The following is a 22,408-nucleotide window of genomic DNA, read 5'->3' on the forward strand; positions in this document are numbered from 1 at the left end:
ACGGGCGCGGCATAGGTCGCGCCCGTTTTCGTTTAAGACCCGGTTTGTTTCAGGCATGAGATCGAAGAATGGCCGCTGAGCCGCTGAAGACACTGTTCCATCCCTTCGAGGCCGAGGCGCTGCCTCTGCCGCAAAAGGGCGAACGTGTGCTGTTCCTCGGCGCCGAGCCCGGCTTCCGCCTGCCGGGAGGTTTTGAGGCGGCGCTTCACCTCGTGCAGGGCTTCCGGCCGCATTTCCGCGCGCTGGAGCGTGCTGGCAACACGGTGACGCCGCGTCCGGAAGGCGATGCATTCGATGCAGCGCTCGTCCTCGTCGGCCGCCATCGCGGCCAGAACGAGATGCGCATAGCCGAGGCGATCGAACGCGTTGCACCGGGCGGGCTGATCGTTGTCGCCGGCGGCAAGGAAGACGGCATCGACAGTCTGCGCAAGCGCATCGACGAGCTTGTGCCGCTCGAAGACCATCTGCCGAAACATCACGGCATTGCCTTCTGGCTTCGCCGTCCTGTCGATCTGGCGGTCGCGGAAAAACTCCGGGCCGCCAACCCTGTCGCGCTGATCGATGGCCGCTTCCGCACCGCGCCCGGCATGTTTTCCTTCGATCGCATCGACGCCGGCTCAAAGCTTCTGGTCGACAACCTGCCCAAAGACCTGCGTGGCAACATCGCCGATTTCTGCGCGGGCTGGGGCTATGTCGCTGCCGAGATTGCGGCAAGTTCACCCGGCATAACCGGGCTCGACCTCTACGAGGCGGATTTCGACGCGCTTGAGGCGGCAAAGGGCAATATCGGCGTGACCACCCTCGAGCCGGGCTTCTTCTGGATCGATCTGCTGAGCGAGCCGGTCGAGCGGCGCTATGACGCCATTGTCATGAATCCGCCCTTCCATCGCAGCCGGGCGGCCGAGCCGGAAATCGGCGCCGGCATGATCCAGGCTGCAGGCAAGGCGTTGAAGCCGGGCGGGCGGCTGTTCATGGTAGCAAACCGGCAGCTGCCTTACGAACCGGTTCTGAAGGCTGTCTTCTCCAGCCATTCCGAACTCGCCCGCGACGGCATGTTCAAGGTTTTTTCCGCTCGCCGCTAGAACATGGTCCCAAGGAGACCGTGCGCGGGACAGAACCGTCTCAATGCATGCTGACGATGCGCGCGGGCTCGTGGACGGGAATGGTCGCTCTGATCTCGCCGGGCTTGATCTTGAGCGGCGCCGGCCTGCCGAACAGATAGCCTTGCACCATCTCGCAGCCGGCTGCTCGCAAGAGCGTCGCCTGGTTCTCCGTCTCGACGCCTTCGGCGATAATGCCGACGCCAAGCGCCCGTGACAGGCCGACGATTGTCGAGACGACGGCGCCCGAATTGGAATCGGTGTCCATGCGGCTGATGAAGGAGCGGTCGATCTTCAGCTTGCCGAAGGCGAAGTCGATCAAATAGCTCAGGTTGGAATAGCCGGTGCCGAAATCGTCGACGGCCACCGAAATGCCCATGTCGGCAAGCTGCTGCAGGATGATGGCTGCGCGGTCGCGGTCCTGCATCATCGCCGTCTCGGTCAGTTCGAGCTCCAGCCGTGACGGCTTGATGCCTGTGCTGGCCATCGTGTCGCGCACGATACCGACGAAATCCTTGGTCATGAACTGGACCGGCGAGATGTTGACGGCAACAAAGCAGTCCTCGGGCAAATGGCGGGCATCGCTGCAGGCCTTGTGCAGCACCCAATTGCCGATCGGGTGGATCATGCCGGTCTCTTCGGCGATCGGAATGAACTCCATCGGCGGGATCATGCCCCGTTCAGGATGTTTCCAGCGGATCAGCGCCTCGTAGCCGACGATGCGGCCGCTCGGCAGGTCGAGCTGCGGCTGGTAGTGGAGGTCGAAATCGCCGCGGTCGAAGGCAATGTGCAGCTCGGATTCGATCCAATGGCGGTAATCGGCTACCTGGCCCATGTCGGAATGGAAGACCGCCCAGTTGCCCACTCCGCCGGCGCGCGCATTCTGCAGCGCCAGGTTGGAGCGGCGCAGGACGAGGACCGGATCGACGCCGTCCTTCGGCATCGCCACGATACCCACCGACAGGCCGACCGATTGCAGGTGGGAATCAAGCTGGTAGGGCTTCAGCATCTCCTCGATCAGGGTTTCGACAGTGGCTTCCATCGATCCCTGCATCTCATGTTCCGAGACGAGGATGGCGAACTCGCCGGCGCCGATGCGCCCCATCACCGTGCCTTCAGGCATGCAAGCCCTCAGTCGCTTGGTGAAGGCGCGGATCAGTTCGTCGCCATCGCTGTAGCCGATCGCGTCGTTGATCTGCTTGAAGCGGTCGATGTCGATGTCGATGAGGAACACAGGCTCGCCGGTCTTGATCGTCGCCGACGCCGCGTCGGCAATCTTGCCGACCATGGCCGGCCGCGCCAAAAGCCCGGTCAGCTTGTCGAACTGGGTTTCGTTGAAGACGTAGTCCACCGATTCATCGACGCCGGCAAAGAACGAGAGTGCAGCACCGGCGGCGGCCAGCGCGCACAAAGCCGATGCGATGCCGACCATGGTTCCCGCCTGCATGCCGGCAAAGCCGTCACCGAAACCGAACCGGAGACCCCAGAGTCCGAGAACGAAGCTGCCAAGGCCCGAGGCGGCGACGGTGAGCAGCCGGAACACAGGTGTTCGCTTCGGGTTGCTGACAGCAGGCATTACTCAGTCCCTGTTGCATGATCCCAAAAATCAACTCGACTTTCCGGAAAGATCACACGCGAATTCACAAATCCTAAAGCACGCGCAGTGCCTAGCCATAGGACTTATAGCGGGTATCTCCTTAAAATGAGTTTCTACCAATGCATCTAATTTTACTGGAAGAACTGGAGCATGATTGCGAAAGGTGGTCTCAGCTTTTCTCGGACAAACGGGAGCCGTTTGTCCGGAGATCATGCTTAACCAAAAGAGATAGAGCCCCGATTTCATCGGGATGGAACAGGCTCTAATCGCGTCCGCTGTCGGTCTGCTTCAATTCATCCAGCGTCGGCATGGACACGATGTGATAGCCGGAATCGACATAATGGATCTCGCCGGTCACGCCTGACGAGAGGTCGGACAAAAGATAGAGCGCCGAGCCGCCGACCTCATCGATGGTCACCGTGCGGCGCAGCGGCGAGTTGCGCTGCTGGTAGGAATACATGTGCCGCGCGTCCGAAATCCCTGCGCCGGCCAGCGTACGTACCGGCCCCGCCGATATGCCGTTCACCCTGATGCCGCGCGGGCCGTAATCATTGGCGAGATAGCGCACGCTGGCCTCGAGCCCGGCCTTGGCGACGCCCATGACGTTGTAGTTCGGCATGACGCGGACGGAGCCGGCATAGGTCAGAGTGATCATCGCGCCGCCATCGCTCATCAGAGCGGCGGCATGCCTGGCGATCTCGGTAAAGGAATAGCAGGAGATCACCATGGTGCGGACGAAATTGTCGCGGCTGGTGTCGGCGTAGAGCCCCTTGAGTTCGTTCTTGTCGGAAAAGCCGATGGCATGGACGACGAAGTCGAGCCCGCCCCATTCCTTGCCGAGCGTCTCGAAGGTGGCCGCGACTGATGCGCTATCCTCGACGTCGCAGGGCACGACCAGCGACGCCCCGAGCTTCTCGGCGAGCGGCTTGACGCGGCGTCCGAAGGCATCGCCCTGATAGGTGAAGGCGAGCTCCGCCCCGTGTTCGGACAATTTCTTGGCGATGCCCCAGGCGATCGAATGATCGTTGGCGACGCCCATGACAAGCCCGCGCTTGCCCTTCATCAGTCCGTCCATGGCCGGCAATCCTTATATAAAAGCGCTGGCCTTATGCGGAATAGCGCTGGAAAACGAGCGTTGCGTTGGTGCCACCGAAACCGAACGAATTGGACAAAACCGTGTCGATCCTGGCGTCGTCGATACGCTTGCGCACGATCGGCATGCCCTCGAATTCCGGATCGAGGTTTTCGATATGGGCGCTTTCGCCGATGAAGCCGCCTTGCATCATCAGGATCGAGTAGATCGATTCCTGCACACCGGCGGCGCCCAGCGAATGGCCGGTCAGCGACTTGGTCGAGGTGATGAACGGCATCTTGTCGCCGAACACCTCGCGGATGGCGGCCATTTCCCGGGAATCGCCGACCGGCGTCGAGGTGCCGTGGGTGTTGATGTAGTCGACCGGCGTAGACACCGTCGCCAGCGCCTGGCGCATGCAGCGCACCGCGCCTTCGCCGGACGGCGCCACCATGTCATAGCCATCCGACGTCGCGCCGTAGCCGACGATCTCGGCATAGATCTTGGCGCCCCGCGCCTTGGCGTGTTCGAGTTCCTCCAGGATGAGGACGCCCGCGCCGCCGGCGATGACGAAACCGTCGCGATTGGCGTCGTACGCGCGGGACGCCGTTGACGCCTTGTCGTTATACTTCGACGACATCGCGCCCATGGCGTCGAACAGGTCCGACATCGTCCAGTCGAGGTCTTCATGGCCGCCGGCAAACATCACATCCTGCTTGCCCCATTGGATCAGCTCGTAGGCATTGCCGATGCAATGCGCGGAGGTCGAGCACGCCGACGAGATCGAATAATTGACACCGTGGATCTTGAACCAGGTGGCGAGCGTCGCCGATGCGGTTGACGACATCGCCTTCGGCACCGCGAAAGGACCGATGCGCTTGGGGCTGTTGTTCTTGAGCGTGATCTCGGCCGCCTCGACGATGGTGCGGGTGGACGGACCGCCCGATCCCATGACGATGCCGGTGCGCTCATTGGTGATGTCGCTTTCGCCAAGGCCGGCGTCGGCGATGGCCTGGTCCATGGCGACATGGTTCCAGGCTGCACCCTGGCTCAGGAAGCGCATGGCGCGCCGGTCGATCATGGCCGACGGGTCGAGCGTCGGCGCGCCCCAGACCTGGCAGCGGAAGCCGTGTTCGGCGAAAGAATCGGAGAAGCTGATGCCGGATTTGGCATCGTAGAGCGAGGATTGCACCTCGTTGGCATTGTTGCCGATCGACGATACGATGCCGAGGCCTGTGACGACGACCCTTCTCATTCGCAACTCCTTCCAGCGGATGATCCCGAAACCGTAGCCGGTTTTGGCCGGCGATCATACGCAAAATCAAAATGCTGCAGCGTCATTGCGCGTTCCGGGAAACGCCCTGCTGCAGTGGCGCCGGTCAGGCGGCCGATTGCTTGGACAGCCCCACCTTGAGGTCTGTCGCCGCGTATATGGGTTCGCCGTCGGCCTTAAGCCAGCCATCGGCGATGCCGAGCACCAGGCGCCCGCGCATGACGCGCTTGAAATCAATGCCGTATTCGACCTTCTTGACCGATGGCGTCACCATGCCCTTGAATTTCACTTCGCCGGTCGACAGCGCCATGCCCTTGCCCGGTTCGCCGAGCCAGCCGAGGTAGAACCCCGTCAATTGCCACATGGCGTCGAGGCCGAGGCACCCCGGCATGATCGGATTGCCGATGAAATGGCAGGCGAAGAACCACAGGTCCGGCTTGATGTCGAATTCGGCGCGGATGAAGCCCTTGTCGTGGGCGCCGCCGGTCTCGCTGATCTCGGTGATGCGGTCGAACATCAGCATCGGCGGGTAGGGCAACTGGGCGTTGCCGGGCCCGAACAGCTCGCCGCGGGCACAGGCCAGCAATTCCTCATAACCGTAGCTGGATTTCGAACCCGCCATCAATCTCGTCCCCATAATAGTCCGGGCGGTGGGCGCCCTTGTCGTTGGTTTCCTAACACAATCCATTTCGAGCCGGAAACCGGCGTTTGCGCTTAACCCGCCCGTCTGCCCGGGTCAATGCGCGCTATTGATCGCATTCGGCCAACAGAATATATGTCGAGAGGTGTCCAGTTTCGGTCGATGACGTTTTTTCGCCACTCTGGGGGTGTCTTGAGGCGGAACTGTGGGCTTGGACGAATAGATGGATCTGGGCTGCCGGAAGGAAAATGTCGCTGTGGACAAGCGGGTTCGCGAAGCCGGCCTAAGGCCGACGCGCCAGCGCATTGCGCTGGCCGATCTGCTTTTTGCCAAAGGCGACCGCCACCTTTCGGCCGAGGAACTGCATGAGGAGGCGATCGCCGCCGGCGTGCCGGTCTCGCTTGCCACCGTCTACAACGCCCTTCACCAGTTCACCCAGGCCGGCCTGCTGCGCATCCTCGCAGTCGAGGGGTCGAAGACCTATTTCGACACCAACACCTCCGATCACCATCATTTCTACATCGAAGGCGAAAACAGGATCTTCGACATCGAAAGCGGTCCGGTGACCGTCTCCAACCTGCCGGAGCCACCCGCGGGCATGGAGATCGCCAATGTCGACATCGTGGTGCGGCTGCGCCCGCAGCGCGGCGCCTGAATAGCACATCAATGAAACCTGTCGATCTGGTGATCCGGCTCGAATGGGCCGCCGTCGCAGTGGTGGGCATCGTCCTTTACGCGCTGTCGGGTACTTCCTGGTGGCTGTTTGCCCTGCTCATCCTGGCGCCTGACCTGTCGATGCTGGGCTATCTCGCCGGGCCGCGCGTTGGCGCCGTCGCTTACAATGCTTTGCATATCCTGATTGCCCCGCTTTTCCTGGCGCTCGCCGGATACGTCCTGGCCAATTCGATGGCGACGGCAATCGGGCTGATCTGGATTATCCACATCGCGGTCGACCGTGCTCTCGGCTATGGCCTCAAGCTGTCGAGCGGCTTCCAGGACACCCATCTCGGCCGCATCGGCCGCTAGCCGGCCTTTCCAGCAATCTCAGTTCTTGACGTGTTCGCCGGGATAGGCGCCCCAGACCTGCGACTGGGCGATCCAGCCGGTGTGGCCGTCGAAGGTCATTTCGCACCACTGGCCATCGCAGGTTTTGATCGTGCCCGTCACGCCCGGCTCGATGATGGCGATGACGCTGGCGTCCTTGTCCGCATCGTCGAGAAGATTGATTCGGCCACCCTTGCTGCGCTGCCAGGGGGCGACGATCGCCGTGCGGCGGCCCGACAGCAGCGACTGGTTGATCCAGCCCTCCGAACCGTCGGCATCGCGCACGCGTCGCCACGTATCGAATTCCTGGATGATTTCCATAGGCAGCCCGGCCTTTGTATACATCCAGTCGACGGAATAGTTTGCGCCCGGGCCGACGCGCGAGTTGACGCGGGCTGATTTCAGGCTGACGAAACGCGGCAACGGCAGGCCGCTCGGCCCAAGCGTCACCGTCTGCGCAGGTGCGGCAGCACCTTGCGCCGCGGCTTGCGGGGAATGCAGGAGAGCGCCGAGAAGCGCTGCGCTGAGGACCAGGCGAAGCGACGCGAAACCAGACACTTTCGTTCCTTTCGGCGCCCGCCCTTTGGCCATGGCGCCCCTTTTTCTTTGTCTTCGGCGGCACCGCTTGTTACAGGAGTGGCAGGCACCGCGACCGGCATTCAGTTTCGCCTGTCTTGGTTAAAGAGGTCTCAACGAGATCGGGTTCGAGGAAACAATGGCAGGCAAAAAACGGCCCCTCGTCGTCATCACGCGCAAGCTCCCTGATCCGGTCGAGACCCGCATGCGCGAACTCTTCGACGCCAGGCTGAATGTCGAGGACAGGCCGATGACGCAGCCGGAGCTGGTTGCGGCGGTCAAGGAAGCGGACGTGCTGGTGCCGACCATAACCGACCAGATCGATGCGGTGCTGATCGCCCAGGCCGGCGACAATCTCAAGCTGATCGCCAATTTCGGCAATGGTGTCGACAAGATCGACGTGGAGGCGGCAGCCAAGAAAGGCATCACCGTCACCAACACGCCGAACGTGCTGACCGAAGACACCGCCGATATGACCATGGCGCTGATGCTGGCGGTGCCGCGGCGGCTGGCGGAAGGCGCCAATGTCCTGACCAGCGACAAGAAATGGGCGGGCTGGTCGCCGACCTGGATGCTCGGGCGGCGCATCTGGGGCAAGCGCCTCGGCATTGTCGGCATGGGCCGCATCGGAACCGCGGTCGCCAGGCGCGCCAAGGCCTTCGGCCTGTCGATCCACTACCACAACCGCCATCGCGTGCTGCCAGCGGTCGAGGAAGGACTGGAGGCGACCTATTGGGAAAGCCTCGACCAGATGCTTGCCCGCATGGACATCATCTCGGTCAATTGCCCGTCGACGCCAGCCACCTTTCATTTGCTGTCAGCGCGGCGGCTGGCGCTGCTGCAACCCACCGCTTACATCGTAAACACCGCGCGCGGCGACATCATCGATGAGGAGTCTCTGGTCAAGCTGATCCAGGACGGCAAGATCGCCGGCGCCGGCCTCGACGTCTACGAGCACGAGCCGGCGCTAAACTCGAAGCTGCTGAAGCTCGCCGCCAAGAACAAGGTGGTGCTGTTGCCGCATATGGGCTCGGCGACGCTCGAAGGCCGCATCGACATGGGCGAGAGGGTGATCATCAACATACGCGCCTTCTTCGACGGCCACCGTCCGCCGGACCGCGTGCTGCCGCTCAGGACCTGAAGTCGACGGCGTTCAGATGGCGGTTGTAAGAGCGCCGTCGTCAGCGACGCTCACCCGCCTTCCACGGTAGGCCGCGAACGCACCGCGCTCCAGCCTGAGCGCCACCGGCGTCCGCCAGCCCATTTCCCTGCCAACAATCAACCCGAGCAGCAGGATCGCGTCCGATTCGTGCAGCACGAGCGCCGCCGGCGCATGGCCGTTGTGGACGAGTTCCATCAGCACGGCGGAGGCGGAGGACGAACCGATCGTACCGGGTAGGAACAGCACGCGGCCGGCAATAGTCTCGCCATGCTGCGGGTGGCGGACATCGGCGATGCGGCCGCTCTGCGGATCGACGCCGCCCCAGAAGCTGATCGGCGCGGTCAGCACCAGCGCCTCGCCTTCGCCGGCTCGACCCGGCACCAGGATTTCGGCCAAGGCGCTCATGCGGCAATATCCGTAAAGTGCGGCTTACCGATGACGGCGCTTTCGACGCAGTCGGCCAGCGAGCCATAAAGCACGGCGTAACCGGTATTGCCCGGCGCGTATTGCGCGAACTTTCCCGAATTGGTCATCAGCACGCCGCCGACCAGCGCCGGCAGGATCGGTGTCACCACCACGCAGGTGCCGGCAACGATGACGACGCCGCTTGCCTCGAGCGTCTTGCGCTGGCCGTTCCGTTCGAGCGTCGTGAGCACATGGCGGCCGATGCAGGCGTAAATCGGCACGCTAAGCCGCCGCCCGCCGATCAACCGTTCCAGCGCATCGAATTCGGCCGAAGACAGATGCGGACTGCCGATCGCCACCGCATCGATGGCGGTTTGCGTGAGTGCGGTGGACAGGCCGGCGCGGGCCTTCGTGGCCATGTCCGGCGTGACGCGGATCACCGTTTCCGGCCTGCCTCCGGCCAGGATGGTCTCGACGTCGGGTGCCTCAGGCGTGACGCCGGCAATGTGGAAGAGACCGACTGCGCCTGACGATGCCGCCGCCGCGCCGAAGGCTTTCAGCGCGTCCTCGCCGGGATGGTGGGATACGCCGGTGACGACGCCGACGGCATTGCCCACCTCGCGGCCATAGAGGCTGCCCAGCACCGGCCAGACGATCTCCGAACCGAGGAACGAGGCGGAGAGGCCTGAAACATCGAACACCAGCCGCGCCTGCCGGTTCTCGACGCGATGCAGGCCGTAATCCGGCGCCCGGCCCGATATGGCGCAGGCGATGTCGAGGAAGTCGCCATAACGGTTGGTGCGCGCGCCGAGCACCGAATTGCAGAAGACCACGGCGTTGGATTCACCCCAGGCGACGTCAGTGCCCTGGGCTGGCCTGTGGCCGGCCTGATAGGGCGCGCAGGTCCAGCTCTGCTCGCAGCCCAGCTTGCGGTAGGCCTCCATCATCCGCCGCGCCATGCCGCGCGCCGGCTCTTCGAGGCGCACGCGCGAGCAGCCCATCAAATCGAGTGCGCCGACATTGAGCGTCGAGCGCACGGCAACGCGCGCGCCGCCCTCGACCAGCCTTTCGGCAAACAGCGTGCCGGAATCGCCGTGATAGAGCGCGCCGTCTATATGCGCCGAGGCGATCGGGATCAGCCGCGGCGCGCCGAGCAGCGCAGCACTTTCGGCAACGATGCGCATTGCCATCGCAGTCCCGTCATGGCCGGCGGCGATCGCCTGCTCCTGCGCGCTGAGGGCGAGGCTCACTTGAGCTCCTTGCGCATGGTGATGGAAGTCGGCCGGTCATAGCCCTGATGCGCGGTGCGCGCGATTTCGTGAAAGCCGAGACGGGCAAAGGTCGCGTGATTTGCCGTAAGTTCGATCCGTGTCTGAAGTTCGATGGCTGGCTTGTTACGGCCGCGGGCAAAATCCTCGACAGCCTGCATCAGCCGCCTGCCGATGCCTTGCCCCTGAAATTCAGCTTCGACGGCGAGCTTGCCGACATAGAAATCGGCGGACCTCTCCAGCGCGAAAACGCAACCGGCGATCCTGCCATCCTGCAGCGCCAGGAACACCGTCTCCTGGCCGGCCTTGTCCCGGAGGCTTTCAGTGCTCAGCAGATGGGCCGAGGAAGGTGGGTCGATGACGCCGTCCATCGGCGCAAAGGCTCGCATGATCAGGCCAAGTAGTTCGTCCCAGCACTCGAAGCCGGGGGCAAGCTGCGTGACCAAAACGCCGATGGACCGATCCATACGATCAGCTTCTCTTGTAGCGGATCGTATCGAAGCGCGCCGACAGCGCATCGTAGAGCAGCAGCCGGCCGACCAGCGGCTCGCCGATGCCGGTGATCAGCTTGATCGCTTCCATCGCCTGCAGCGTGCCGATGACGCCGGTCAGCGCGCCGACAACGCCGGCCACGGCGCATGACGGTACCAGCCCTTCCGGCGGCGCTTCGGGAAAGAGGTCGCGATAACTTGGGTTAGGTTTGCCGTCGGCGCCGGTGTCGAACGGCATCAGCACCGTCACCGAGCCGTCGAAGCGGCCGACGGCGGCGTGCACCAGCGGCCGCTTTTCCGCCGCGCAGGCATCGGCCACGACATAGCGCGTCTCGAAATTGTCGGAGCCGTCGACGACGATGTCGTAGCGCGCAATGAGGGCAGCGGCGTTCTCGGCCGTCAGCCTGAATTCGTGCTGTTCGACAGCGACATGGGGATTGATACGGGCGATCGCCGCCTTGGCGCTCCCGGTCTTTGCGGTGCCGACCGCGTCGGTGGCATGGATCACCTGCCGCTGCAAATTGGACAGCGAGACGATGTCGTCGTCGACAATACCGAGCGTGCCGACGCCGGCGGCAGCAAGATACTCCAGCACCGGCGCGCCGAGCCCGCCGGCGCCGATGACCAGCACCCGGGCCCGCTTCAGCCTCTGCTGGCCGGCGCCGCCGATCTCAGGCAGCACGATGTGGCGGGCGTAACGTTCAAGCTCGTCGTCGGTGAGGGCGGCAGGGGTCATTGCCGGACCATATAGTGAGAGGAAAATCTTGTCAGGGGGCTTCGGTTGGCCCAATCGTGCCGTGGTCGACCGTGAGGAATTGCGCGCGTCCTCTAAGGCTGGAAAACAGCGAGGCGTCGGTTCCGGTCATGAAGGCCTGGCAGTTCAGCTCTTCCAGGATCGAGAACAGTGCGGCGCGCCGGCCGGCGTCGAGATGGGCGGCGATCTCGTCGAGCAGCAGGATCGGCGTCATCCCCGACATCTCGCCGGTCAGCCTCGCATGCGACAGCACGATGCCGACCAGCAACGCCTTCTGCTCGCCGGTCGAGCAGAGTTCGGCCGGCATCGCCTTGGGGCGGTGGCGCACGAGAAGATCCGAACGGTGCGGGCCGTCCAGTGTGCGTCCGGCAGCGCGGTCGCGCTCGCGGCCTTCGGCGAGGGCGGCGCGATAGCGTTCCTCGACGTCGACCGCTGGCGAAGAGGCCACATCGCTTTCCAGGTCGCCGAACAGGCCGATGTCGGCCTGCGGAAACGGCCCGCTGCTGGGCAGCCTGTCGATCATGGCGGCGAGCAGGCGCACCAGTTCGGCGCGCGCCGCGGCAATCGCCACGCCGGTCTCGGCCATCTGCATCTCGATGGCATCGAACCAGGCGCTGTCGCGCGAGCCTTCCGTAAGCAATCGGTTACGCCCGCGCATCGCCTTCTCATAGTCGAGCGCGCGCTGGCCGTGGCCGGGATCGATCGCCAGCACCATCCGGTCGAGAAAGCGGCGGCGGTCGGCGGCAGGTCCCGGGAACAGGCCGTCCATGGCCGGCGTAAGCCAGACGACGCGCAGCCATTCGAGCATGGCATCGGCCGAACGCGCCGGCGCGCCATTGATGCGCACCTTGCGGCCGCCTTCGCCGGCGGCTTCGCCCCCGGTGATTCCGGTGCCGATCTCGACCTGGCCCTCCGGTCCGTCGAGCCTTGCATGCAGCGCAAAGCCGCCATCGCCGCCCTCGCGGGCCACGTCGGCATAGGGCGCGCGGCGCAGGCCGCGGCCCCGCGTCAACAGGGAGATGGCTTCCAGCAGATTGGTCTTGCCAGCGCCGTTGTCGCCGGAAAACACCACGGCGCCCGGGGAAAGGTCGATCGACAACGCCGCATAGTTGCGGAAGTTAGTAAGTGTAAGCTTACTTATATGGCTTTGCTGGGGCAACCGCTATCCGCCTGTAGAAGTCGCCGCAGCCGTCACGCGGAAGGTTTGCCGCAGCGCGGCTACACCCGCATCGGCATCAGCACGTAGAGCGCGGTTTCGTCGGCCATGTCGTGGATCAGCGTCGGCGAACCGGCATCGGCCAGCATGAATTTCGCTTCCGTGCCGGTCAACTGGGCGGCGACGTCGAGCAGATATTTGGCGTTGAAGCCGATCTCGATCGGGTCGGACGAATAATCGGCCGCCAGTTCCTCGGTGGCGCTGCCCGAATCCGGATTGTTCACTGCAAGTGTGACTTGCCCTTCGGTGATAGAAAGCTTCACCGCGCGGCCGCGCTCCGAGGAGATGGTCGAGACGCGATCGACAGCTGCGGCAAAGCTCTGGCGATCGATGATCAGCTTCTTGTCGTTGCCGGTCGGAATGACACGCTGATAGTCCGGGAAAGTGCCGTCGATCAGCTTCGAGGTCAAAACCACGCTGCCGATGGTGAAGCGAATCTTGGTGTCGGACAATTCGGTGGTGACAGCGACATCCGGGTCATCGACCAGCTTCTGCAACTCACTGACCGTCTTGCGCGGAATGATGATGCCCGGCATGCCTTCGGAACCCGCCGGGGCGTCGATCTCTGCGCGCGCCAGGCGGTGGCCGTCGGTTGCAACGGAGCGCAGCTTCAGCTTGCCGCCAGTCTCATGCGTGTGCAGGTAGATTCCGTTGAGATAATAGCGCGTCTCCTCGGTGGAGATGGCGAACTGCGTCTTCTCGATCAGGCCTCTCAAGGCGACGGAATCGAGCCGGAAGATGTGCGAGAACGACCCGGCCGAAAGCTCGGGGAAATCGGACTGCGGCAGGCATTGCAGGCGAAAGCTCGAGCGCCCCGACGTCACCGTCATGGCATTGCCGTCCTCGTCGGTCTTCAGCATCACCTCGGCGCCGTCGGCCAGTTTGCGCACGATGTCGTAGAGCAGGTGCGCCGGAACCGTCGTCGCCCCGCCGCGCTCGACCTTGGCGGGTGTCGCTTCGGTTACTTCGAGGTCGAGGTCGGTGGCTTTCATTTCAAGGCTGGCGCCCTCGGCGCTGAGCAGCACGTTCGACAGGATCGGTATGGTGTTGCGCCGTTCGACCACGCGATGAACGTGGTTGAGCGACTTCAGGAGATTTGACCGTTCCAGGATAACACGCATGACGAAACAGGCTCGCTTGAATGAATGAACGGGTCACCAGTGGGCGGCGCCCCGCGAAAGGTCTGAACAGGCTCAGAATCTATGCAAACTGACAGGAAAAAGCCGTTAAACGCAAGCCCGCGCCACCGGTTCGCGCCGGTTACGCGGGCTTTCTGGGGATAAAGCGGGCAATGGCCGCCAACCTATGCATGTCGCCCAAAAGTGCGCAGCGGTTTTGGGACAACGACATGCATCAAAACAAGAAATTTAAAGCGCGTCGACCGGATACTCTAAACCCGGCGCGCTCTGTTTTGCCTCGCCGCTCAGGCCTGATCGTTGATCAGCCTGCGCAACAGTTCCAGCTCCTGCGCCAGCGTATTGTCGACGCCGGAAAGGTCCTCGATCTTTCGCACGGCATGCAGCACCGTGGTGTGATCGCGACCGCCGAAACGCCTGCCGATCTCCGGCAGCGAACGCGGCGTCATCACCTTCGACAGGTACATGGCGACCTGCCGTGGCTTGACGATGGTGCGCGTGCGCCGGTTGGACAGAAGTTCGGTCTTCGACACATTGTAATGGCGCGCCACAATGCGCTGGATGTCCTCGATGCGCACCCGCTTCGGCTCGCCCGAGCGATAGATGTGGCCGAGGATTTCGTCGATGCGGTCGATGGTGATCGCCGGCTCGAATGACTGACGGAACAGCAACTGGTTGAACGCGCCTTCCAGTTCACGCCCGCTGCCGGTCACGGTGCGGGCGACATGGTTGAGGATCTCCTCCGAAATATTGAGCGAGGCATCGTCGACCTTGGCTGTGGCAAGCCGCAGCTTGAGCATGCCGATGCGCATGGCGAAGTCCGGCGCCGACATTTCGAGCGCGACACCACCATTGAGGCGCGAGCGCACCCGCGGCTCCAGCGATTCCAGTTCCGACGGCGGCCTGTCGGCTGCAACCACCACCTGCTTGGCGCTGTCGAGCAACATGTTGATGAGATGGCAGAATTCATGCTGGATCGACTTGCCCTGCAGGAACTGCATGTCGTCGATGATCAACAGGTCGATGTCGCGCAGCTGTTCCTTCAGCGTCAGCGCATTGTTGTCGCGGATCGCGGTGGCGAAGCGCCACATGAAATATTCGGCCGTGAGGTAGACGACGCGCGATTTCGGATTCTGCTTCAGCGACTCGGCTGCGATCGCCTGCAAAAGGTGGGTCTTGCCGAGGCCGACGGTGGCATGGAGGAACAGCGGGTTGAAGCGAACCGCGCTCGACTGCGATTCCGCCACGGCTTTGGCGGCAGCGAAGGCCACCCGGTTCGACGGGCCTTCAATAAAGGAGCCGAACGTGTAGCGCGGGTCGAGCGGCGACCCCAGCACATTGTGCCGGAACTCGGCCTCGATCGGCGTGCCGGGGCGAGGGGCGGGCGTCCGCTCCACCCGGCCTGGACCCGCCGTACCGGCCGCCAGTGCGGTCTGCGTCTGCTTGGTCATCTTGCGCGCAGGTACGGCTTCGGGCTCGACGCCATTGCGGGCCGGACGGGTCGCGGTGCGCACGACGATCTCGATCTTCAGGACCTCGGGGTCTTCGTGCTTCCACAGGTCGGCGATGAGGTCGAGATAGTGACCATTGATCCACGAGCGCAGGAAGGCCGTGGGCACAGAGATGCGTACAATGCCCCGGGAAGCCTCCGCCACCTTCATCCGCCCGAACCAGCTCGAATAGACCTCGGTTCCCAGACGCGCCTTCAACTGGGCCTTGACCCGGTCGAACTTCTGTTCCGCGTCGCTGGAAGCCGCCATGTCGTGCGCTCCGACCAATGTTCCAGGAAATGGCAGGTCGCCCGTAAGCTCCCGCTCGATGCCGCTCTGCATGATTGTGCGTCCCTTGTTCTTCTGTACCTTTTTTCCGCCGGGGATGCGCCTCCTGCACCCATGTTTCCGACGACCGTATCTTCGCTACAACACCACCACCGCCGCCGGCGAATGACGTTGCCTCGTCAGCAAGGGATCGGTCCCGGCTGCTTAAAGCCAGTCCGTCTGACATGTTCGGGCAAAGCGACACCACCCAGCGAAAACGCCGGTGCGCCATCGACCTGCCATGTACAAATTACGCCAGTCCCCTACCGCATCGAACAGACAAACCATACCCGTTCGCGGAATTGATCCGCGTCATGAATTCTGCCACTGTGAGCTGGCCGATTCAGGCTGGGTTATGGGCTAATGGCCCGTCCCTTTCGATAGATCGACATTACCGAAATCGCTGTGGATAGGGCAAGGCCACGTCTAACGGATTTTTAAGGAATCTGGTTACTGATGAAGGGTTCTGGTCCCGTCCTGGAACCGTAGATTTTGACAAAGCCATTGTGATTCAAACCCTTTTGCCGCGAATATGAAAATGGCTGTGCGGTTTGAAATTTTCTGAAATAATTCGCTTGACACCAACTTGCCGCCTGTCGCCCACAGGCGATGTGAACAAGCTGTGGATCACCGACTGCAAGCCATTGAAAAATATCAGTAATTTGTGACAGTCAAATTTATTGGCGTGGGCCGTTTCGGCGGATTGGAATATCAGGGGGAGTGTATATGCCGGCAAAGCATTCCGAACTCTGGAATGCGGGCCGGGCGCCCTTTGCGGGCGTTCTTTTTTAAGTGCTTGCCGGCAAACGAAAAAACCCGGCGCGATCGGCCGGGTTTGAAAGAACGACAGTTCAGGAACGGTCGATCAGGCCGACAGCACCTTGAGGCGGTGAGCCAGACGCGACACCTTGCGTGATGCCGTATTCTTGTGGATCACGCCCTTGGTCGCGGCGCGCATCAATTCCGGCTCTGCGGTCTTTAAGGCTTCCAGCGCGGCTGCCTTGTCGCCGGCAGCCAATGCCTCTTCGACCTGGCGGACATAGGTACGCACGCGCGAGCGGCGGTTCTTGTTGATCGCTGCGCGGCGGGCGATCTTGCGCGTTGCCTTTTTGGCCGAGGAGGTATTGGCCATGGTGCCTCTCTTCTGATCTGGTGAGCGCATGCGGGATGCCGCAGGGCGCAAAAAACAAACGGGCAGCCAACGGCCGCCTCGGTTGGAGCGGCTTATAGTTCAGCTTTCCCGGCACGTCAACGGCGCTTTGGCTTCTTTTTGGCCTCCGCCGCCAGAGCCTGATGCCGGAAGGTGTGAAGCCGTTTTTCTCGGACGAACGGAAACCGTTTGTCCCGGCATCATGCTCTAACGCGTTGACGCTAGCGGTTGGTGAAATTCGGCTTCCGTTTCTCGGCAAAGGCCGCCATGCCTTCCTTCTGGTCGTCGAGCGCAAACAGCGAGTGAAACAGCCGGCGTTCGAAGCGTAACCCCTCGGCCAGCGTCGTCTCGTAGGCGCGGTTGACGGCCTCCTTGGCCATCATCACCGAGGGCAGCGAAAATTCAGCGATCCTGGCTGCGGCCTTCAGCGCTTCGTCGACCAGTTCCCGAGCCGGCACAACGCGCGACGCCAGGCCGCTCCGCTCGGCCTCCGCGGCATCCATCATCCGTCCGGTCAGGCACATGTCCATGGCCTTCGACTTGCCGACGAAGCGGGTCAGCCGTTGCGATCCGCCCATGCCGGGAATGACGCCGAGCGTTATTTCGGGCTGGCCGAATTTTGCCGTGTCGGCGGCAATGATAAAATCGCACATCATCGCCAGTTCACAGCCGCCGCCCAGCGCATAGCCGGCGACCGCCGCGATCATCGGCTTGCGCGTGCGTGTGAATTCCTCCCAGCCGACGAAAAGATCCCGGACATAGGCGTCGGCGTAGGCGATGGTCTGCATTTCCTTGATGTCGGCGCCCGCCGCAAAGGCTTTCTCGGAACCGGTGATGACCATGGCGCCGATGCCCGGATCGGCATCGAACCCCTTTGCTGCCACCAATATGTCCACCAGCACCTGGGTATTCAGCGCGTTGAGCGCCTTGGGCCGGTTCAGCGTGATCAGGCCGACCTTGCCGCGCGTCTCCGCGATGATGGTTTCATAGCTCATGGGCTGGCCTCCTCGTTCCGGCATTGAAGGGATCGGTCTAGAGCAATTCCAGGAAAAGTGTGAGCGGTTTTCCGTCCGGAATTGCGTCAAAACAATAGCTAGAATGGGTCGCCGTTTCCGTGAAACGGTGAGCCGCTCTAGCTCACCGCTGACAGGTCCTGCAATAGAAGGTCGAGCGGCCGCTTTGCACGACGCGCTCGATGTGGCCGCGGCAGCCGGGCGTCGGGCAGGGCTCGCCCTCGCGATCGTAGACCGCGAAGGAATGCTGGAAATAGCCCAGCGACCCGTCTGTGTGCACATAGTCGCGCAGCGACGATCCGCCGGCGGCGATCGCGTCGGCAATCACTGAACGGATCGCTTCCGCCAGTCGTTCGCTCTGTTCCTTGGCCTTCTTGCCGGCCCCGGCGATAGTGCCTGCCTCGCGCATTGGCGACAGGCCGGCGCGCCACAGCGCCTCCGACACATAAATGTTGCCGAGCCCGGCGATCAGCTTCTGGTCGAGCAGCGCCGCCTTCAACGGCGATCTGCGGCCCTTCAGCAGCGAGGCGAGCAGGGCGCCGTCCAGCGCGTTGCCGGTCGGCTCGATGCCTAGCCCCGCCAGCATCGGATGCGCGTCGGCCAGCCCTTCGGCAAACAGCATGAAGCCGAAGCGGCGCGGGTCGTTGAAGACCACGCGAGATTGAACGCCGGCTGGCGACACGAGGTGGAACACGACATGGTCGTGCTTGGCATCCTTCGAGCGCTCGTGATAGAACTTGCCTGGCGTCGCGCTGTCATCAGCGGTTTCGATACGAAACGAGCCCGACATGCCGAGATGGCAGATCAGAACCGGGCCGCCGTCCAGATGCATGGTCAGATATTTGGCGCGGCGGCCAAGCGCGGTGATGGTCTTGCCGGTCAGCCGCTGCGCAAATTTCGCCGGAAACGGAAATCTGAGATCGGGCCGGCGTGCCTCGACGCGCACGATTCGCGCGCCTTCCAGAACCGGCTGAAGGCCACGCCGGACCGTTTCGACCTCAGGCAGCTCAGGCATGGCCGCCTATCGTCGCATGGAAGGAGGTACCGTGTCGGCCTTGCCCCAGCGCGAGGTGTTCGGCCACGGTTTCACCGATATCGGCCAAGGTCGTCCTGAGCCCGATGTCGCCGCCCGTGAGACCCGGTGCGGTGCCGATAACCGGAATGCGTTCACGCGTGTGGTCGGTGCCGCGCCATGTCGGGTCGTTGCCGTGGTCGGCGGTGAGGATCAGCAGATCGCCCGGCTTCAGTTTCACCAGCGCCTCGGGCAGCCGGCGGTCGAAGGCTTCGAGCGCCGCCGCATAGCCGGCGACGTCGCGACGGTGGCCGAATTCGGTGTCGAAGTCGACGAAATTGGCGAACACCAGGTCGCCGTCGCCGGCATCGTCCATCGCGCCCAGCGCCTTGTCGAACATCGCCATGTTGCCGGGCGCCTTGCGCACTTCCGAAATGCCGCGATGGGCGAAGATATCGCCGATCTTGCCGATCGCGATGACCCGGTTGCCGCGCCCGGTCAGCCGGTCGAGCAGCGTCGGCTCGGGTGGTGGCACGGCGTAGTCATGGCGGTTGTAGGTGCGCTCGAAGGTGGCGGATGTTTCGCCAAGGAAGGGCCGTGCGATCACCCGTCCGATTTTCAGCGGGTCGACCAGCCGGCGCACCGTCTTGCAGAACTCGTAGAGACGCTCCAGGCCGAAATGCACCTGGTGCGCTGCTATCTGCAGGACGGAATCGACCGAGGTGTAGCAGATCGGCTTGCCGGTGCGGATATGCTCCTCGCCGAAGCGCTCGATGATCTCCGTGCCCGGTGCATGGCAATTGCCGAGAATGCCCGGCACGTTGCCTTCGCGGATCATCGCTTCGGTCAGTTCGGCAGGGAAGGCGGGCACCGTATCGGGGAAATAGCCCCAGTCGAAGCGCACCGGCAGGCCGGCGATTTCCCAGTGGCCCGATGGCGTATCCTTGCCGCTCGAGATCTCCTGCGCGGCGCCGTGGAAGGCGGAGGCCGAAACAGCGTCGGCCGTGCTGTCGAACCGGAAGCCGGTCGCAGTGTGCGCGGCGCGGGCTAGACCGAGTGAAACCATGTTGGGCACCAGAAGCGGTCCCTTGCGCAGGCCTTCGCGATCGGCGCGGCCTTCCGCGCAGGCCTTTGCGATATGTCCGAATGTGTTCGACCCGGCGTCGCCATAGCGTTCGGCATCGGCCGCGCCGCCAATGCCGAAAGAATCGAGAACGAAGAGGAAAGCGCGCGCCATCGGTGCCGTCATTGCCAGTCTGGGTGACCAGACATAAGGTCCCGTCGCGGCATTGGCAAATCGGAAACCAGGCAGCAACGGCTTGGCGCAATAGTCGCAACGGCGGGCAGGCGCGGGTGTACGCATCCTTGCGACATGCGGCGCGCTTCGAGGACGGCGGTACGAGGCATGAAACGATGACACGGGCGGATCTCGCCATAGGGCCCGGTTGGAGGGCATTGGCGACCAGCGTGGCGTTGCTGGCCTTGCCGCACGCCGCGCACGCCGACTGGCGCGACCAGATCGGGACGTTTCGGATCGGCATCGTTGCCGAGCCGGGCGCAGGCAACACGGTTCCGGGTCTGGCCTTGCTGACAGACGCCTACGGAAAGGCGCTCGGCATGAAGGTGGAATTCGTCGTCGCGCATGACTATGCGGCGCTGATCGAGGCACAGGCCACTGCCCGGATTCAGTACGCGGTCTATTCGGCGACCGCCTACGCCACCGCCTTAGAGCGCTGCGGCTGCGTCGAACCTCTGGTGGCGCCGGTCGATGCCGACGGCGCCACCGGCATCCGCTCCGTGCTTTTGACGCGCGACAGCAAGCTTCCCGATCTTGCAGCCATGCAAACGCACCGCATCGCCATGGCGCCTTCCGATAATGTCGGCGGTTCGCTTCTGCCGCTCGCCGGGCTGGCCGCCGATGGCATCAAGATCAGCCAGGATGCGCCATTCCTCACTCATGCCGGCTCCGCCGCCGCTGCCGAAGCGATGCTGGTCGATGGCCAGGCCGATGCCGTGTTCGGCTGGGAGCGGGCCGCGGCGGAAAACCAGACGGCGATTGCCGGCGATCAGCCGGCTGATCCGGACGGCACGGCGGCGCGGCTGGAGGCAGTGGGAATTCCAAAGGACGCACTCCAGATCATCTGGACCTCCGGTGTGCTGCGATACGGTCCCCACGCCGTCCGCAGCGATCTCGACCCCGAAGCCAAGCGCCGGCTTGCCGTCTTCCTTACCAATCTCCGATCGCAGTCGCCGGAAGTCTACGATTTCGTGGAATCGAAACATTCCGGCGGCTTCATATCAGCCGCCGCTGGCGACTATGCGATGGCAACAGCCATCGTGCGCCTGCTGTCGGACAGCAGCGGCCAGTAGATCCGGCGCTTCAGCAGTTGCTGCAGGGGATCGTCGTGCTCCGGCGCGGCCTGAGATAATAGGTCTCGCCCATCGTTATCTTGTCGAAGGCCGAGGTCAGCCCAAGTCGCTGTTCGCTGTCGGCGGACCAGGTGACGATGGGCTCGTAGCCGAGCTGGCTTTGGACGCGGATGAGGAAGGTACCGGCGATCTTGAGCGTTGTAGGGACTGTCGTGATGGTGTCCTTGGCGGCGTCGACGCTATAGGTGCCCTCGACCAGCTTGCGCGACCATACGACCTTCACCTTCGGCGGCGTCTCGGTCGTGACCTGTATCGCCGTGACGATGATCGTCGGGGTTGAGCGGTTGTAAGGCTGCAGGGTCGAGGTGCCGATCTTCATGATCGCATCGATATCGGCGGCCACGATTGTCTGCTGCTGTGTGATCAGATCCGCAACCATGGAGCCGATGCGGCTGACCTTCTTGCTGGTCTCTATGGCCTGCGAGGCCTCCATGGTCACGAAATACATGACCAGCAGCACGGGCACGATGAAGGCGAACTCGATCGCCGCGACGCCGCGGCGATCCGAGCAGAACCGCACCGCTCGAGCCCAGATACCCGAAAATCCCTTATGTGCCCCCGCACGATACATGCCTGTTTCCCTTTTAAGCCAAAATAACGCTGAGTTTCTCAGTCGTCGAACGGTTCGTTCTGCCAGGTCACGGATGCGAAATGCAGCGTGTTTGTGAAACGCCCTTTGTCATCTTTCAGATTGGCCATCGATTTGGCCATGAAATCGGTCATGACCGGCCATTTGTAGAAGGCCCGCAGCATGTTCTTCGACTCCGCCAGGCCCGGCGTCACGGCGAAGCTCATCGAGTTCGTGCCTTGCGTCAGCACGATTTTGCCGTCGACGATCTTGAAGCCGGCCGTGGCGGCATCGGCAAAAGTAGGATACTCGCGCAGATCGACCAGCAATCCGGGGCAGGTCTTGGCGACCATGATCTCCAGCCTGCTGCAGATGCGGTCTCGCAATTTGGTTCCGGTCAGATCGGCCGGCTTCAACTGGCCCGTGCGTACCTGGCGGGCAACGTCGTCGGTGATGTTGGCCATCACTTCCTGTCCGGCAAATGAAATGCAGCTCTCGAGGATGGCGAAGACGAGAAGGGCAAACGGGATCGCCAGCATGGCGAATTCCATCGCCGTGCTGCCGCGACGATCGCCAAGGAAGCGGCGGGTAAACGTTACGCGTCCAGCCTTGCCCTTCGCGATCTCGCGTCCTGAATCCTCGTCCAAACGCCCGTCCAAAACGTCGCCCATGTCTCGTCCCTGC

23 protein-coding genes are annotated in these 22,408 nt (G+C 63.2%); 5 read left to right on the top strand and 18 right to left on the bottom strand.

Annotated elements, in window-relative coordinates; genetic code table 11:
• Positions 1 to 68: 68 nt before the first annotated feature.
• Positions 69 to 1,082 carry a class I SAM-dependent methyltransferase gene (locus ACYHH6_RS08250; RefSeq protein WP_352587177.1) on the top strand — a complete coding sequence of 338 codons (1,014 nt, stop codon included), beginning with the start codon at positions 69 to 71 and terminating at the stop codon, positions 1,080 to 1,082.
• 40 nt (positions 1,083 to 1,122) lie between these two features.
• Here ACYHH6_RS08250 and ACYHH6_RS08255 read toward each other — a convergent pair whose 3' ends face one another.
• From ACYHH6_RS08255 to fabA, 4 genes are all read right to left on the bottom strand, one after another.
• A complete protein-coding gene (locus ACYHH6_RS08255) occupies positions 1,123 to 2,676 on the bottom strand; it encodes a putative bifunctional diguanylate cyclase/phosphodiesterase (protein ID WP_352587180.1) in 1,554 nt (517 codons plus the stop codon).
• A gap of 283 nt (positions 2,677 to 2,959) precedes the next feature.
• A complete protein-coding gene (fabI, locus tag ACYHH6_RS08260; protein WP_112566379.1) occupies positions 2,960 to 3,772 on the bottom strand; it encodes an enoyl-ACP reductase FabI in 813 nt (270 codons plus the stop codon).
• A gap of 31 nt (positions 3,773 to 3,803) precedes the next feature.
• Complete coding sequence (gene fabB, locus ACYHH6_RS08265; protein ID WP_192249991.1) at positions 3,804 to 5,024, bottom strand: beta-ketoacyl-ACP synthase I; 1,221 nt, start codon at positions 5,022 to 5,024, stop codon at positions 3,804 to 3,806.
• 124 nt (positions 5,025 to 5,148) lie between these two features.
• The gene (gene fabA, locus ACYHH6_RS08270) at positions 5,149 to 5,664 is read right to left on the bottom strand and encodes a 3-hydroxyacyl-[acyl-carrier-protein] dehydratase FabA (protein WP_023669566.1); all 516 of its coding nucleotides are present in this window, start codon (positions 5,662 to 5,664) and stop codon (positions 5,149 to 5,151) included.
• 241 nt (positions 5,665 to 5,905) lie between these two features.
• Here fabA and irrA point away from each other — a divergent pair, with 241 nt between their 5' ends.
• Both irrA and ACYHH6_RS08280 read left to right on the top strand, forming a co-directional pair.
• A complete protein-coding gene (gene irrA, locus ACYHH6_RS08275) occupies positions 5,906 to 6,337 on the top strand; it encodes an iron response transcriptional regulator IrrA (protein WP_352587183.1) in 432 nt (143 codons plus the stop codon).
• Positions 6,338 to 6,348: 11 nt separating this feature from the next.
• The gene (locus ACYHH6_RS08280) at positions 6,349 to 6,708 is read left to right on the top strand and encodes a DUF4260 domain-containing protein (RefSeq protein WP_352587186.1); all 360 of its coding nucleotides are present in this window, start codon (positions 6,349 to 6,351) and stop codon (positions 6,706 to 6,708) included.
• An 18-nt stretch (positions 6,709 to 6,726) separates the two neighbouring features.
• Here ACYHH6_RS08280 and ACYHH6_RS08285 read toward each other — a convergent pair whose 3' ends face one another.
• Positions 6,727 to 7,284 carry an SH3 domain-containing protein gene (locus ACYHH6_RS08285; RefSeq protein WP_192249999.1) on the bottom strand — a complete coding sequence of 186 codons (558 nt, stop codon included), beginning with the start codon at positions 7,282 to 7,284 and terminating at the stop codon, positions 6,727 to 6,729.
• A 157-nt stretch (positions 7,285 to 7,441) separates the two neighbouring features.
• On the opposite strand from ACYHH6_RS08285, the gene ACYHH6_RS08290 reads away from it, so the two are divergent.
• Positions 7,442 to 8,443 (top strand): 2-hydroxyacid dehydrogenase, encoded by a 1,002-nt coding sequence (locus ACYHH6_RS08290; RefSeq protein ID WP_352587189.1) that lies wholly within the window; start codon positions 7,442 to 7,444, stop codon positions 8,441 to 8,443.
• A 12-nt stretch (positions 8,444 to 8,455) separates the two neighbouring features.
• Here ACYHH6_RS08290 and ACYHH6_RS08295 read toward each other — a convergent pair whose 3' ends face one another.
• The 11 genes from ACYHH6_RS08295 to ACYHH6_RS08345 form a co-directional block, all read right to left on the bottom strand.
• Positions 8,456 to 8,869: an aconitase X swivel domain-containing protein gene (locus tag ACYHH6_RS08295; protein ID WP_352587192.1), complete on the bottom strand. Its 414-nt coding sequence runs from the start codon at positions 8,867 to 8,869 to the stop codon at positions 8,456 to 8,458.
• Positions 8,866 to 10,119, bottom strand: coding sequence for an aconitase X (locus tag ACYHH6_RS08300; RefSeq protein ID WP_352587195.1), 1,254 nt, complete (start codon positions 10,117 to 10,119; stop codon positions 8,866 to 8,868). The genes ACYHH6_RS08295 and ACYHH6_RS08300 overlap by 4 nt, the downstream gene beginning before the upstream one ends.
• Positions 10,116 to 10,604: a GNAT family N-acetyltransferase gene (locus ACYHH6_RS08305; RefSeq protein WP_112560541.1), complete on the bottom strand. Its 489-nt coding sequence runs from the start codon at positions 10,602 to 10,604 to the stop codon at positions 10,116 to 10,118. The genes ACYHH6_RS08300 and ACYHH6_RS08305 overlap by 4 nt, the downstream gene beginning before the upstream one ends.
• Positions 10,605 to 10,608: 4 nt before the next feature.
• Positions 10,609 to 11,364 carry a molybdopterin-synthase adenylyltransferase MoeB gene (locus tag ACYHH6_RS08310; protein ID WP_352587200.1) on the bottom strand — a complete coding sequence of 252 codons (756 nt, stop codon included), beginning with the start codon at positions 11,362 to 11,364 and terminating at the stop codon, positions 10,609 to 10,611.
• Positions 11,365 to 11,395: 31 nt separating this feature from the next.
• Positions 11,396 to 12,541, bottom strand: coding sequence for a DNA replication/repair protein RecF (recF, locus tag ACYHH6_RS08315; protein ID WP_352587203.1), 1,146 nt, complete (start codon positions 12,539 to 12,541; stop codon positions 11,396 to 11,398).
• A 59-nt stretch (positions 12,542 to 12,600) separates the two neighbouring features.
• Complete coding sequence (dnaN, locus tag ACYHH6_RS08320; protein WP_023669575.1) at positions 12,601 to 13,719, bottom strand: DNA polymerase III subunit beta; 1,119 nt, start codon at positions 13,717 to 13,719, stop codon at positions 12,601 to 12,603.
• A 302-nt stretch (positions 13,720 to 14,021) separates the two neighbouring features.
• On the bottom strand, positions 14,022 to 15,566 hold the full coding sequence (gene dnaA / locus ACYHH6_RS08325; RefSeq protein ID WP_352587206.1) for a chromosomal replication initiator protein DnaA: 1,545 nt from the start codon (positions 15,564 to 15,566) through the stop codon (positions 14,022 to 14,024).
• An 850-nt stretch (positions 15,567 to 16,416) separates the two neighbouring features.
• On the bottom strand, positions 16,417 to 16,683 hold the full coding sequence (gene rpsT, locus ACYHH6_RS08330) for a 30S ribosomal protein S20 (protein ID WP_352587209.1): 267 nt from the start codon (positions 16,681 to 16,683) through the stop codon (positions 16,417 to 16,419).
• A gap of 239 nt (positions 16,684 to 16,922) precedes the next feature.
• The gene (locus ACYHH6_RS08335) at positions 16,923 to 17,696 is read right to left on the bottom strand and encodes an enoyl-CoA hydratase (protein ID WP_352587212.1); all 774 of its coding nucleotides are present in this window, start codon (positions 17,694 to 17,696) and stop codon (positions 16,923 to 16,925) included.
• A gap of 142 nt (positions 17,697 to 17,838) precedes the next feature.
• Complete coding sequence (mutM, locus tag ACYHH6_RS08340; RefSeq protein WP_352587215.1) at positions 17,839 to 18,729, bottom strand: bifunctional DNA-formamidopyrimidine glycosylase/DNA-(apurinic or apyrimidinic site) lyase; 891 nt, start codon at positions 18,727 to 18,729, stop codon at positions 17,839 to 17,841.
• Positions 18,722 to 19,963 carry a phosphopentomutase gene (locus tag ACYHH6_RS08345; protein ID WP_352587218.1) on the bottom strand — a complete coding sequence of 414 codons (1,242 nt, stop codon included), beginning with the start codon at positions 19,961 to 19,963 and terminating at the stop codon, positions 18,722 to 18,724. The genes mutM and ACYHH6_RS08345 overlap by 8 nt, the downstream gene beginning before the upstream one ends.
• Positions 19,964 to 20,139: 176 nt before the next feature.
• Between ACYHH6_RS08345 and ACYHH6_RS08350 the strand changes: the two genes are divergently transcribed.
• Positions 20,140 to 21,096, top strand: a complete 957-nt coding sequence (locus ACYHH6_RS08350) for a phosphate/phosphite/phosphonate ABC transporter substrate-binding protein (protein ID WP_435053355.1) — start codon at positions 20,140 to 20,142, stop codon at positions 21,094 to 21,096.
• Between the two features lie 10 nt (positions 21,097 to 21,106).
• On the opposite strand, the gene ACYHH6_RS08355 is transcribed toward ACYHH6_RS08350, so the two are convergent.
• Positions 21,107 to 21,727 (bottom strand): TadE/TadG family type IV pilus assembly protein, encoded by a 621-nt coding sequence (locus tag ACYHH6_RS08355; RefSeq protein ID WP_352587224.1) that lies wholly within the window; start codon positions 21,725 to 21,727, stop codon positions 21,107 to 21,109.
• A gap of 38 nt (positions 21,728 to 21,765) precedes the next feature.
• Entirely contained in the window at positions 21,766 to 22,395 is a 630-nt protein-coding gene (locus tag ACYHH6_RS08360) for a TadE/TadG family type IV pilus assembly protein (RefSeq protein ID WP_352587227.1), read from the bottom strand.
• Between the last annotated feature and the right edge of the window lie 13 nt (positions 22,396 to 22,408).

Source organism: Mesorhizobium sp. P171375, from assembly GCF_057786075.1.

Excerpts from the sequence above, each read along its gene's own strand:
- fabA (WP_023669566.1), bottom strand. The coding sequence starts at position 5,664 with ATGGCGGGTTCGAAATCCAGCTACGGTTATGAGGAATTGCTGGCCTGT.
- ACYHH6_RS08335 (WP_352587212.1), bottom strand. The coding sequence starts at position 17,696 with ATGAGCTATGAAACCATCATCGCGGAGACGCGCGGCAAGGTCGGCCTG.
- ACYHH6_RS08290 (WP_352587189.1), top strand. The coding sequence starts at position 7,442 with ATGGCAGGCAAAAAACGGCCCCTCGTCGTCATCACGCGCAAGCTCCCT.
- ACYHH6_RS08255 (WP_352587180.1), bottom strand. The coding sequence starts at position 2,676 with ATGCCTGCTGTCAGCAACCCGAAGCGAACACCTGTGTTCCGGCTGCTC.
- ACYHH6_RS08360 (WP_352587227.1), bottom strand. The coding sequence starts at position 22,395 with ATGGGCGACGTTTTGGACGGGCGTTTGGACGAGGATTCAGGACGCGAG.
- ACYHH6_RS08355 (WP_352587224.1), bottom strand. The coding sequence starts at position 21,727 with ATGTATCGTGCGGGGGCACATAAGGGATTTTCGGGTATCTGGGCTCGA.
- ACYHH6_RS08350 (WP_435053355.1), top strand. The coding sequence starts at position 20,140 with ATGACACGGGCGGATCTCGCCATAGGGCCCGGTTGGAGGGCATTGGCG.
- mutM (WP_352587215.1), bottom strand. The coding sequence starts at position 18,729 with ATGCCTGAGCTGCCTGAGGTCGAAACGGTCCGGCGTGGCCTTCAGCCG.
- rpsT (WP_352587209.1), bottom strand. The coding sequence starts at position 16,683 with ATGGCCAATACCTCCTCGGCCAAAAAGGCAACGCGCAAGATCGCCCGC.
- dnaA (WP_352587206.1), bottom strand. The coding sequence starts at position 15,566 with ATGCAGAGCGGCATCGAGCGGGAGCTTACGGGCGACCTGCCATTTCCT.
- ACYHH6_RS08345 (WP_352587218.1), bottom strand. The coding sequence starts at position 19,963 with ATGGCGCGCGCTTTCCTCTTCGTTCTCGATTCTTTCGGCATTGGCGGC.
- ACYHH6_RS08250 (WP_352587177.1), top strand. The coding sequence starts at position 69 with ATGGCCGCTGAGCCGCTGAAGACACTGTTCCATCCCTTCGAGGCCGAG.
- ACYHH6_RS08280 (WP_352587186.1), top strand. The coding sequence starts at position 6,349 with ATGAAACCTGTCGATCTGGTGATCCGGCTCGAATGGGCCGCCGTCGCA.
- irrA (WP_352587183.1), top strand. The coding sequence starts at position 5,906 with ATGGATCTGGGCTGCCGGAAGGAAAATGTCGCTGTGGACAAGCGGGTT.
- fabB (WP_192249991.1), bottom strand. The coding sequence starts at position 5,024 with ATGAGAAGGGTCGTCGTCACAGGCCTCGGCATCGTATCGTCGATCGGC.
- ACYHH6_RS08310 (WP_352587200.1), bottom strand. The coding sequence starts at position 11,364 with ATGACCCCTGCCGCCCTCACCGACGACGAGCTTGAACGTTACGCCCGC.
- dnaN (WP_023669575.1), bottom strand. The coding sequence starts at position 13,719 with ATGCGTGTTATCCTGGAACGGTCAAATCTCCTGAAGTCGCTCAACCAC.
- fabI (WP_112566379.1), bottom strand. The coding sequence starts at position 3,772 with ATGGACGGACTGATGAAGGGCAAGCGCGGGCTTGTCATGGGCGTCGCC.
- ACYHH6_RS08295 (WP_352587192.1), bottom strand. The coding sequence starts at position 8,869 with ATGAGCGCCTTGGCCGAAATCCTGGTGCCGGGTCGAGCCGGCGAAGGC.
- ACYHH6_RS08305 (WP_112560541.1), bottom strand. The coding sequence starts at position 10,604 with ATGGATCGGTCCATCGGCGTTTTGGTCACGCAGCTTGCCCCCGGCTTC.